This is a genomic window from Providencia sp. Marseille-Q8014 (assembly GCF_965112055.1).
In genome coordinates, this window is the sequence record NZ_CBCOPT010000001.1 from 347,815 (window position 1) to 360,554 (window position 12,740).

Annotated in this window: 7 protein-coding genes and 1 pseudogene; 6 read left to right on the plus strand and 2 right to left on the minus strand. The window is 39.6% G+C overall.

Features of this window, described 5'->3' with window-relative positions; translation table 11 throughout:
* The first annotated feature begins 254 nt into the window (after positions 1-254).
* Together ACWPW6_RS01500 and ACWPW6_RS01505 are read left to right on the plus strand one after the other, a co-directional pair.
* Positions 255-4,940 (plus strand): NACHT domain-containing protein, encoded by a 4,686-nt coding sequence (locus ACWPW6_RS01500; protein WP_249999689.1) that lies wholly within the window; start codon positions 255-257, stop codon positions 4,938-4,940.
* Between the two features lie 961 nt (positions 4,941-5,901).
* Positions 5,902-5,976 (plus strand): annotated as a pseudogene (locus tag ACWPW6_RS01505) (hypothetical protein); the annotation flags it as partial.
* A gap of 117 nt (positions 5,977-6,093) precedes the next feature.
* Here the strand turns inward: ACWPW6_RS01505 and mobB are convergent.
* Entirely contained in the window at positions 6,094-6,615 is a 522-nt protein-coding gene (mobB, locus tag ACWPW6_RS01510) for a molybdopterin-guanine dinucleotide biosynthesis protein MobB (protein WP_247046722.1), read from the minus strand.
* Entirely contained in the window at positions 6,612-7,205 is a 594-nt protein-coding gene (mobA, locus tag ACWPW6_RS01515) for a molybdenum cofactor guanylyltransferase MobA (protein WP_249999693.1), read from the minus strand. Before mobA ends, mobB begins: the two co-directional genes overlap by 4 nt.
* Before the next feature lie 215 nt (positions 7,206-7,420).
* Here mobA and ACWPW6_RS01520 point away from each other — a divergent pair, with 215 nt between their 5' ends.
* The 4 genes from ACWPW6_RS01520 (at position 7,421) to polA (ending at position 12,527) form a co-directional block, all read left to right on the plus strand.
* Positions 7,421-7,690 carry a YihD family protein gene (locus ACWPW6_RS01520; RefSeq protein WP_154624380.1) on the plus strand — a complete coding sequence of 90 codons (270 nt, stop codon included), beginning with the start codon at positions 7,421-7,423 and terminating at the stop codon, positions 7,688-7,690.
* Positions 7,691-7,696: 6 nt separating this feature from the next.
* Positions 7,697-8,692 (plus strand): serine/threonine protein kinase, encoded by a 996-nt coding sequence (locus ACWPW6_RS01525; RefSeq protein ID WP_249999695.1) that lies wholly within the window; start codon positions 7,697-7,699, stop codon positions 8,690-8,692.
* 33 nt (positions 8,693-8,725) lie between these two features.
* A complete protein-coding gene (dsbA, locus tag ACWPW6_RS01530; RefSeq protein WP_154624382.1) occupies positions 8,726-9,349 on the plus strand; it encodes a thiol:disulfide interchange protein DsbA in 624 nt (207 codons plus the stop codon).
* A gap of 388 nt (positions 9,350-9,737) precedes the next feature.
* The gene (gene polA, locus ACWPW6_RS01535; protein WP_247046719.1) at positions 9,738-12,527 is read left to right on the plus strand and encodes a DNA polymerase I; all 2,790 of its coding nucleotides are present in this window, start codon (positions 9,738-9,740) and stop codon (positions 12,525-12,527) included.
* Positions 12,528-12,740 lie beyond the last annotated feature (213 nt).

The following is a 12,740-nucleotide window of genomic DNA, read 5'->3' on the forward strand; positions in this document are numbered from 1 at the left end:
AGAAAACCCACCTACACACGTTCTTACTGTAGGAAAACTGAGCGGCCGAAGCCTAGTTCTTTGGCCTTCATTTATCGACTCATCGATACACAGCCTCTTTAACACGTTTATACCCCATTTCGAGTTAGCAGAGTGACTTGGGGCTGACTCTGCCATACTGATTTAAGCGAATTTTAGTAATGAAATAAGTTTTTACTATTAATGGCTTAGAGTGACATAAGTTAAGCCAATGCAACTACTCTTTGGAGATTAACATGGCAATGGAAGCAGGCGGGTATGCCGAAAAATTAGGTAATCGCTACGAAGCAAATTGGGTTGCTTATCAGTTACTGCGCTTATTAGATGAAAAGATAGCATCTGTAACGGTTGAGCCATTAGGTAATGATGAAGTTGGTACCGATGTCATAGTTGAAAATTCAGACGCAAGCCTTGAACATCATCAATGTAAAGTTGGTGCTGGTGATGCGGAACATTGGAGTGTTGCTCTTCTTTATGAGAAAGGGATACTAAAAAATGCCTTTGAACAAATTGAAAGAGGTAAACGAGAGTTTTATGTAATTTCTCCACTCTCATCAAAGCAGATGTCCGATTTAAGGGATAGTTCCCGAAATAGCCCAGAAAATGTCAATCAATATTACGAGTATCAAATATCAACAAGCAAAACTCGTAAAAAAGACTTTGACTATATTTGCGACAAATTAGGATTAAATTCTAATAATGAATTGCATTTAGATAGTGCTCGTCAATTCCTAGCCAAGTTTCATGTATTACCATATACAATCGACACCCACTCTAATGAACAGCTCAACGATTATGCGAATAAGCTATTCGTAGGAAATCCAGTCAAACTTGTCAGCTTTCTAAAACACTACGCTGACAATGATGACAAATTGAGAACTAAGATAACCGCGCACGACCTTTTTCAAGATTTACAAAAATCAGGCTTTGAGGCTAAAGTACTTGAAGCTGACGATAGAATATCACCAATAATTAACAATTTAAACACCAACTTTGAACAGTCAATAACCCCTTATTTGATTGCAAATACCAATATTCATAGACCTGAACTAGATGAGCTCATTCAGTCTACGCAAAGCTATGCAATAACTCTTTTAATGGCTGAGGCTGGAATGGGTAAAAGTGCCCTATTGCTCGAATTAAAGAATGAGCTGGAGTTGCAAAGTGCAATTGTTGTACCAATTAGGCTAGACAGATGTAAGGTAGAAACTAGTGCTGATGCTTTTGGCCAAGCATTAGGTTTTTCATATACCCCAACGTATTCTCTAGCAAAATATGCTTTGAATAATAAAATTGTACTAGTGTTAGACCAATTAGATGCTATTAGGTGGACAGCTGCTCATTCAGGCAATGCTCTTCATGTGTGTCAAGAGATCGTAAGACAAGTATTAACACTCAGGGATTCTAATGTCGATATTAGTATAGTATTTGCTTCAAGAGATTTTGATATCAGCGAAGATGTTGCTTTAAATGCTTGGTTAAGTTCGATAAATGATGAGTTAAACACAGTAAAACTGTCTAGTCTTTCAGACGAAACGGTTAAAAAATTAGTTCAACCTTATGAGAAATATGAGACTTTATCAGCTGAGCAACAAGATACACTTAAAATTCCGCTTTGGCTTAGCATATACATATCTATAGCTCTTTCGGAAGAACGAGCCCCTGACTTTACGAACAAGCTTGAACTTGTTAAACGCTATTGGGACAACAGAGTATTAGAGGCAAATAAAATAACGGATCCCAACCAAAATTTGTTGGTGATAAATGAACTTTTACATCAAATGATTAGTAAATCAAAGTTCTCTGTATCAGAGACATCCCTACACAATATATCGCTAACTGCATTGAGCGCATTGCTGTCTGTCGGTCTGATTACAAAACAAAACAAGCAAATAAGCTTTAGCCATCAAGCACTCTTCGATTACCAAGTAGGTGTTAGGTTATTTAGCGCCGCACAGGACTCATTCGATAAACTTCTAGAAGAGATTGGTGACTTTTCGCAACAAACATTAACAAGAAGAGAGCACTTAAAGTACGCAATGAGCATGTTGCTTACAGAAAGCCAAAAAGATTTTTGCAAAATAGCGTCTTCACTACTTCAAAGTAAAAATATAAGGTTTCACTTAAAGTATTTGCTATTTAACTCACTTAAAGAAATTAAAAACTTTAAAGCTCCAGCAAAAAATTTAGTTGATAGCATTGTTAAATCACCTGAACTTTTCCCCCACCTATTATCATCAACATGCTACTCAAATCCTGAGCTAGTCCATTATTTGTCAGAACAAGGCGCTCTAAACGCATGGTTGGATAATGCTACAGATGAAGGTCTTGTATCGAACTTACTGAGAATCTTAAGATCTATAGCAGACCAAAAGCCTGACGTTGTATTGAAAACGGTAGTTCCATACATTGGTAAATCCCAAGAATGGAACAATAGAGTTTATGAGTCCTTATGCTGGGATATTGAAAACGATTCTGATGATATGTTTGAGCTCCGAAAGCAGCTATTAACGGCAGGCGTAAACGCTTCATTCATACATTGGGGAACATTAGCTAAGAAAGCACCTATACGAACCTTAGATCTTCTCGAAATGTTTCTTAATCATTACAAGAAAGTTTTGGATACAAATAAATATATATCTAGAGATAAAGTCGATGCTATATCTTACCGAGATATATTTACCGAGTCTGACTTAGAAAGTATTGTAAAAATTTCAAACCAAATACCTTTTGAAGCATTAAACCGCTTACTTAATATAGTCCATTCTATTGTTCGCGATATTGATGATGAGCAAATAGATGAGGCATGGCTGTGCCAAGATAGACAATCAAACTATGATGCCTTTGAAAGCATTACTCATTGTGTTTTTTCAGTGATAGAGCGTTCCGCAGAATGCCTTATAGAGCAACCTGAAAAACTCGCTGAAGCGATTGCTACACACTTAAACTCTACAAGCCCAGTATTGAACCACCTGATAGCAAAAGTTCTAAAATGTTACCCCGCTAGTGAAGCCGATATAGTTGTTAGTTGGTTGCTCTATACTCCGAAAAAAAGATTGAATTGTGGAAATACCTATATTGAACCGGAATGGAAACTACCAAGTGAGTTAATTGAAAAATTTTCTCCCCATTGTAGTGAAGACTTATTCCTAAAGTTAGAAGAAACAATTTACAACTACACACCCAATAGATCTATTGATTACTATAAATGGTGCTTAGAATACAGCCGAAAAGGTATTTATTATTCATATTGGGGTGAGCTTCAATACTTCTTATTACCTAAGTTATCGCAATCAAGACGCTCTGAAAAATCAAATCAGTTAATCGACGTTTTGAATAGAAAATTTATTGAATACACCGAAAGGGACTTTTGTCATGCTGTCCATTTAAGGCACTCAGGAGGCATGGTAACTTCACCACTTCCATTAGGTAATGTTTTATCAAACCTTACTTGGGCTAAGTTGATTTTAACTCCCAAAGAGAGAACCAATAGGAAAACTTGGCGTCAAGCAAGCAAGCAAGTTGTTCATGAATCAAGCGTAAAACAATTTGCTAGAAGCCTAGAAACTGCCGTAATTAATGAGCCAGAAAGGTTTGCTAGTTTAGCATTAACACTGCCTTCCAATATAGATTCAGATTATATTGAGTGGATTTATTATGGTTTATCTAATACAGATCAAAACAGAGTTAGTGAACAATATAGAAGTGGATGGCAACTTTGCCCTGTAGAATTTATAGAAAAAGTTATAAATCACTTTGGACATGAAGGATATGAATATCAAATAGTTAGAATTTTTGATAGCCGAATAGCTGAAGATGGCTGGTCAAACAAAATGATTGATCTATTGGTTATGCTTTCAAAAACAGCTAAAGATCCTGAACCAGAAAAGCTAAATGTAATAGTGAATAACGAACCTAATGTAGTTGAAGATGTTCTTGTTAAAACCTTAGCTTCCAATGCAATAAATTGTTGCAGAGGCGTTGCTTTTAGTGCAATTGGTCGCTTATATTGGAAAAGTGAAAGGTTGGCAAGTGAATTAATTAACTCTTTGGATGACGTAATTAATGATCCTCATCCAGCAGTGAATTATTCAGCTTCTGAACTTCTGTTGCCAATATACAATTACAACCGACAGTTGGCGCACCAAAAATTCTTAGAGTTGTGTAATAAAGATTTGAGAATGTCCTGTATCAGGGGTAATCATTATTTTTTTAACGATGGCTTCACAGAAGATAGTTTGTTTCGTGAACAGTATATAAATTTAACTTTAAGAATGAAGTGCTCGCCTTTTGATGAAGTGAAGAAAGAAGCAGGTCGTCAAATTGCTGCTCGTTGGTTTTTCTATGAACTGTTTAGTGAAGAAATTCATGTGCTTAAAAGGTGGGATACGCCATTAAAAAGTGGTGCAACAAGCGTGATTTCACAATTTTTAACAGAATCTCGTTATAATGTAACAATAAAAAAGTTACTTCCATTGTATGATATTTTGTCGAATGATGATGATAAGCTTATATTGGAAAAAATTGGTAGAAGTGTTAGCAACAAAAATTATTGGTCAAGAGCTGATACTGCATCATTCTTCTCAGTGTTAGCAAATTCAAAAGCTGCGTTACATAACCTCTGGGCAATATTTCACTACCTAGATGAAAACAAAGTCAACCTTGTTGGTATCTCTAACGAGTTATTACAGCTCGTTAAAAATATCGTAAATTCTGATGCTGTTGATAAAAACCAGCGAGCTAGGAGTATTAGGGATTCAGACTTAATCAAAGTTCTCCAGCGATTGTATGAAGCAGCAGCAGATGATGAAGATGATGGGGTTATTAACCAATGTTTAGATATTTGGGACCTTTTGCTAAAAGGTCAAGTTTACTCAGCAATTAACGCAACAACTAAACTAAGCACAGGCATGCTTGGTTAAAAATGTTTAGATAAATGAGCTCAAAGCATTTAAGTTCCGTCTCGAAATGAGACCTAGTCTGGTTAATAAAGAGGATTAAAGTTGGAGTAAGTTAAATCTGCTTTTGATACTTGGAAGTGATCCGTATGCAGCTAATTTAGAAAAACCGCTAACTTGGAAATGTCTAAACCTGAGCTACAGCTAGAATGATACTTTAATACTCAGCTGTGGTCAGGATCTGATAGGATGTCTACGACCAGTGTGAATTTATATCTCTTTCCTGCATATACCCCAAAAGCTTTCACATGTGAAAGTGCTAGCAACTTTTACTATTCAATGAAAGCGCTTAAACTGCCCAAGTTAGTACATTACAGGCCTTAGGAGCACGATAACTGTAGCAGAAACTGGATGAGCTAACTGTTATTACATAGTTCATCCAATGGCTTACTTGATCAAATCAGACGACGTACATATAGGCAGTAAAATAATCACTGAAACAGACTCTATAGAGTTTCTGAGTGGCCGTAATCTAGGGGCATTGCCAACTCTTTATGACCAAAATTGGAGATATGTTGCATCAGTAAATCACTGATTCATTCATCTCAAGGCGAATAAACGGCTTGAAAATCTAAGTTCCTACGCAAGAACTTTGCATTATTGGAATTTTATAGAATTAGAAAAGCTAATCTGGGATGTATTCCCGTTAGCAAAAGGTTTAAAGCCGACATATCGATATCGGAACGACAAATTACTCAAGAGTATTAAAGTTGGTGAGCTGGCATACTCAATTGCCAATAGGTATATGACTCATGTCGTCCAGTTTCACCTATGGGCAGCACATGAACGTTATTACAACATCAGCGAAAAACACAAACCCCTCGAAATCGAATTTGTAAGAATACAGAGAAGCGACATGCAGGCTTATATGATGCTTAAATTTCTGGATAAAACTACAGATTTGCTCATCAGGACGCCGAGGGATGCAACCAAGAAAGATTTCGATAATACTGTGGCTATCCACCCAACAGCGGCGGAAGAGTTCGTGACAATGCGTTAAAACACCCGTTTTAGGTCATTCAACGAGATAAGGCTGAACGTGTAGGTTCAGCCTTTGTTATTTAATGGTTCATGCTGATAAGACATTAAGCATATTATTTTAATAATACGCTTAAATTTATTGGCTTTTTTGCCACCAAGAAACAATGTAGTCAGCGATCTGTTCAGGATTGTTAATATCCAGTTGCGGTAAGACAGTATCAATAATTTGATTACTTGCTACAGCAATCACATGTTGATCAATTAAGCCATCGAGGGGTTTGCCCACCTCAGCTCTAAACAGAGCGATCTTACTGATCGCCTCATGCTTAAAACCTTCCACTAAAATGAGATCCAGTGAGTGTGGATCAAAACGGCTCGCGAGGTAATGTAGGTCTAATTCTTCTTCATTATCTGGCGTTTCCGTCATGAGCGCCCAACGTTTTTGGCTGGCGACGAGTGTTTGGTCGGCACCTGCTTTACGCAATTCATAACTGTCTTTACCCGGTTTATCAACATCCATATCGTGATGCGTGTGCTTGACTAAGCCGACACGGAGGTGACGTTGCCGTAGTAATGGGATCACTTTTTTTAATAGCGTTGTTTTGCCAGTACCACTGTAGGCCGTGATACCCAGTAGAGGTAGAGATTTTTGGTTCATGATTCTTTTTGTTGCTGTTCCCAGTTGCGGCTATCTTCTGGTGTGTTTAAATTAGCAAAAGAGCCCGATTGTGGAGGGAAAATTACACATTTTGCTGCAACTTCCCGCATAAATAACATTAATTTTCGTTCCCCTTTTGCGAGATATTCATCCAACGAAGGTGTTAAAGAACGATGGAGTAAGGCAAAAGTCGGATGATCACGTACTGTATCATTAGCATAACAAGCGAGGCTATCGCCTTTTGATTGAAACAGGGTTGAAGCTAGTGTGAGCGGAAAATCAGGAACATCACAAGGAACAAATAATAACCATTCTGTTGTCGCATGATGTAATCCAGCCTGCATGCCAGCTAATGGTCCGGCGAAATCCGCATTGAGATCAGAAATAACAGGAAAACCACTTTGTTGGTAGCATTCTTGGTTACGATTCGCATTGATCGCCAGTTTTCCGACCTGAGGCTGAAGGCGTTCAAGAATATGTTGATAAAGCGGTTTACCGCGAAGTGATATTAAACCTTTATCGACCCCCCCCATACGGCGGCCTAGCCCACCAGCGAGTATCACACCGGTTATTGATTGCTTATCTAACATATTCAATTTTCCTGACTATCTTCAATAAAAGGTTTCAACACAGATGAAAGTAAATTTCGTTATAGTATTCGCTAAAATTTATTTCATTTTCCTATAAAATCAACGAATGTACATGCGAATTAAAGTTAAACTTTACTTAGATTGACATCCATTCGCTTTTTCTCTTGTATGATAGCAAGTAATTTGGCCCCAATATTCGTGATGAAGGAATAAACATGAAATGCCATCGTTTAAATGAAGTTATTGAGCTTCTACATCCTGTATGGAAGGACAATTCAGATCTGAACTTAGTGGAATTACTGCAAAAGCTTGCAGATGAGGCGGGTTTTAAAGGCCCTTTATCTGACCTCACGGATGATGTGCTGATATATCATCTGAAAATGCGTGATAAAAGCAGTGATGAAGCTATACCTGGTTTGAAAAAAGATTATGAAGAAGACTTCAAAACCGCGTTACTGCGGGCTCGTGGTATCATAAAAGATTAATTCGTCATGAATAATATTGAACATTCTCATTTTCATTTTAGTGGCATCTCTCCTGACCTGATCCTTGATGCACTCATGGAAGCGGGTATCTACCCTGAATCAGGCCTGACTGAGCTTAATAGCTATGAAAATCGGGTTTACCAGTTTCAGGACGAAAACCGTAAACGGTTTGTGGTGAAGTTTTATCGACCCGAACGTTGGAATCGCTCACAAATTCAAGAAGAGCATGATTTTACGCTTGAATTACAAGAGGCTGAATTAGCTGTTGCTGCTCCCATCGAATTTTCAGGGCAAACCGTATTGGAATTTGGTGGTTTCATGTTTGCTGTTTTTCCAAGTATTGGTGGGCGTCAATATGAAACTGATAACTTATTTCAGCTTGAAGATGTTGGACGCTTATTAGGCCGGATCCACCAAGTGGGCAAGAAAAACAACTTCACGTTTCGTCCTACATTAGGCATTGCCGAGTATCTCGAGCAACCTAGGCACATCATGGCTCAGAGTGAATTGATTTCACCAAGATGGAAACCGGCATTCATTGAATCACTCGACAGATTGATAGAGCAGACGAAACGGCTTTGGCCAACGGAATTGGCTGCAATACGCTTACAGGGGGATTGCCACCCCGGCAATATTTTGTGGCGTGATGAGGCTTGGCTGGTGGATTTTGATGATGCGCGTAATGGCCCTGCGGTGCAAGACTTATGGATGCTGTTAAATGGCTCTCGTCAGGAACAGTTAATTCAGTTGGACACGCTACTGGAAGCCTATAATGAATTTTGTGATTTTGATGTCAAAGAGCTGAAATTGATCGAGCCACTCAGAGCGATGCGAATGGTGCATTATTTGGGATGGATCATTCGTCGCTGGCAAGATCCTGCTTTTCCAAAGGCGTTTTCATGGTTACAAGATGATGATTTCTGGCAAAAACAATCAATCGAATTTGCTTTGCAAGTTGAACGATTGCAAGAAGCCCCTTTGCAGTTGAACTCTCAATTTTAATTAAATAAATACTATTTTTGGAGAACGTAGTATATGAAAAGAATCATGTTGGCTTTAATTGGTATTGCCATGTCATTTGGGGCTGCTGCCGCAAATTACTCTGAAGGTAAAGAATATACGGAGATCAAACAACCCGTACAAAACCTGCCACAGGTATTAGAGTTTTTCTCTTTTTATTGCCCACATTGCTATCAGTTTGAAAATGTCTATAAAGTACCGCAGACAGTAGAAAAAAATCTGCCTGAAGGCGTGAAAATGGAACGCTATCATGTTGATTTCTTAGGCCCGTTAGGTCCAAATCTGACCCAAGCTTGGGCTGTGGCGATGGTATTAAAAGTTGAAGACAAAGTGACACCTATTCTGTTCGAAGGTATCCAAAAAACGCAATCTATTCATACACCAGAAGATATTCGTAACGCCTTCATTAAGGCTGGTGTGAGTGGTGAAGAATATGATGCTGCGTTGAACAGCTTTGTCGTCAAATCACTGGTGTCTAAACAGCAGAATGCTGCGCAAGATCTGAAGCTACGTGGAGTCCCAGCGATGTTTGTTGATGGCAAATATCAAATCCGCAATAACGGGATTGCGGTAGAGAATGCGGCTGATTATGGAAAAGAGTTCTCCAATGTTGTGAACTATTTGATCAACAAAAAATAGCCTATCCTTGTGGCGGCGGGACTTGCCGCCACATTTCACGATTCTTTACGCACCGTTATCAATATCCACAATGTCTCGCATACACTATTTTTGCGCTAGATCAATGGACTTTGCTCTAACTTATTGATTTCATTTTCTTGTTTAACTACTTGATCTTTTCTTAGTTATTGAATCTAAGGCATAACATTATTTTGCCCACAGAGTTATCCACAGGTTATTTTGTTAGGTTTCATCGTCGATAAAGGGAAAATAATCACTCAATTCCTGTCATCGTAATGGCAACATTGTCGCAAGGATCGTCGGTGAAATTGAAACTCAACGTGTATCTAAGCCCACATTGTGGCATCCTATTCATTATTCATTCCTGACAAAAAGATGATGACAGATTATGGCTCAGATAGCAGAAAATCCTCTTATATTGGTAGATGGCTCATCTTACCTATACCGCGCTTATCATGCATTTCCACCTCTGACTAACAGTGCAGGCGAACCGACAGGCGCCATGTATGGTGTGCTCAATATGTTGCGTAGCTTGATTATGCAATATCAGCCAAGCCATGTGGCTGTCGTCTTTGATGCCAAGGGAAAAACATTTCGTGATGAACTGTTTGAAAGTTATAAATCACACCGTCCTCCCATGCCGGATGATTTGCGTGAGCAAATAGCACCACTGCACGAAATGGTAGAAGCAATGGGTTTACCATTATTGGTGGTTTCTGGGGTAGAAGCTGATGACGTGATTGGTACTCTTGCAAGACAAGCGAGTCAAAAAGGGATCCCTGTCTTGATCAGCACTGGTGATAAAGATATGGCGCAGTTGGTTGAACCCAATATTACGCTGATCAATACCATGACCAATACGATATTAGGGCCACAGGAAGTGGTTGATAAATATGGTGTACCACCTGAATTGATTATCGACTTTTTGGCTTTAATGGGGGATTCCTCTGATAACATCCCAGGGGTTCCGGGGGTTGGCGAAAAAACAGCGCTTGCCTTATTACAGGGGATCGGCAGTTTAGAGAAGATTTATGATTCTTTAGATGAGATTGCGGCGCTTGGATTTAGAGGCTCAAAAACACTTGCCCCTAAAATGGAAGAAAATCGAGAAGTTGCATTCCTCTCTTATCAACTTGCAACCATTAAAACGGATGTTGAGTTAGACAAAAGCTGTGAAGAGCTTGCCATTACCAAACCAAATGCAGAAAAACTTCATCAATTGTTTAGCCGCTATGAATTTAAACGTTGGTTAGCCGATGTCGAAAATGGCACTTGGATGGAGGGGAAAAGCGCGAAGAGTAGTGCAGCAGCAAGTAAAACAGAAAAGAAAATTGAAGCTGTCATGTCTGCTCCGACACTGAGTGCGGAAAATTACCAAACGATCTTAGAAAAAGCAGATTTAGATCGTTGGGTAGAAAAATTAGCGTCAGCATCTCTATTTGCTTTTGATACTGAAACCGACAGTTTAGATACTCAAGAAGCTCACTTAGTCGGCATGTCCTTTGCGATTGAACCTGGTTATGCGGCTTATCTACCCTTAGGTCATGATTATCTCGATGCACCAGCTCAATTGCCATTAAATGATGTTTTGGCTGTATTAAAGCCGATACTGGAAAGTGAAAAAATCTTGAAAGTAGGGCAAAACTTAAAATATGACGCTGAGGTGTTACTCAATTACGATATTGAGCTTAAAGGTATTGAATTCGACACGATGTTGGAGTCGTATGTACTCAACAGCGTTGCGGGCATGGGGCGCCATGATATGGATAGCCTCGCGGAACGCCATCTTAACCATAAAACCGTCTCTTTCGAAGAAATCGCTGGAAAGGGCAAAAAGCAACTGACATTCAATCAAATTGCATTGGAACAAGCGGCGAATTACGCAGCAGAAGATGCCGATGTGACTTTGCTACTCCATCAAGCTCTGTATCCACAGCTAGAAGCTGAGCCTAAGTTGAATAAAGTTTTCCGTGAAATCGAAATGCCTTTAGTGCCTGTTCTTGTCAGAATGGAGCGTAAAGGGGTATTAATCGATGCGGCGGTGCTAGCGGCTCAATCGAAAGAGATCACTGCACGTTTGGCGGAATTGGAGAAAGAGGCTTTTGAGCTTGCGGGTGAAGAGTTCAATCTTGCGTCACCAAAACAACTACAAGCGATTCTCTTTGAGAAACTGCAATTGCCTGTTGTGAAGAAAACGCCAAGCGGCGCACCTTCCACCAATGAAGAAGTCCTTGAAGAGTTAGCACTGAATCACGCATTGCCTAAGTTGTTACTTGAACATCGGAGTCTTGCAAAACTGAAGTCAACCTATACAGATAAGTTGCCGTTGATGATCAGCCCGCAAACTCAACGGGTACACACCTCGTATCACCAAGCAGTGACAGCGACAGGGCGTTTATCGTCTCGTGACCCTAACTTGCAAAATATCCCTGTTAGAACGGAAGAAGGCCGTCGTATTCGACAGGCTTTCATTGCACGTCAGGGCTATAAGGTTGTGGCGGCGGACTATTCGCAAATCGAATTACGGATTATGGCTCACTTATCACAAGATAAGGGGTTGTTAACTGCATTTGCGGAAGGTAAGGATATTCACCGTGCAACGGCATCTGAAGTATTTGGTGTGCCTTTGGATGAAGTGACGAGTGATCAGCGTCGTAGCGCAAAAGCAATTAACTTTGGTTTGATTTATGGCATGAGCGCATTTGGATTAGCGCGCCAATTGGGGATCCCTCGTGGTGAAGCGCAACGCTATATGGACCTCTATTTTGAGCGTTACCCAGGCGTGTTGCGTTATATGGAAAATACACGCCATCAAGCCTCTGAACAAGGCTATGTTGAAACTCTAGAAGGACGTCGTCTGTATCTTGCGGATATTAAATCAAGCAATGGTATGCGCCGAAAAGCGGCTGAACGTGAGGCGATCAACGCACCTATGCAAGGAACGGCAGCCGATATCATCAAGAAAGCGATGATCGCGGTGGATGCTTGGTTACAGACCGAAAAACCACATGCTGACATGCTCATGCAAGTACATGATGAATTGGTTTTTGAAGTCAAAGAGTCAGCGCTTGATAGTGTGACCGCCAAAATACGTGAGTTGATGGAACAAAGTATGCAACTTGATGTACCGTTGAAGGTTGATGTCGGTATTGGCGATAACTGGGATGAAGCCCACTAGTGAGAGTCTGAACTGAGTCGAATGCTTAATTCGACTCAGTTTTATTTAGTTATATTATCTATTGTGAAATTATATATTATTCTATTAATACTAATACATAACTAAGTACAGACGAATGTTTGGATGTTTTCTCATTAGCCATGATTTGCATTTGGGTATTAGGCTCAATCATTCCAGACCAAGATGATATACTGATGACAGTAACCCCATATT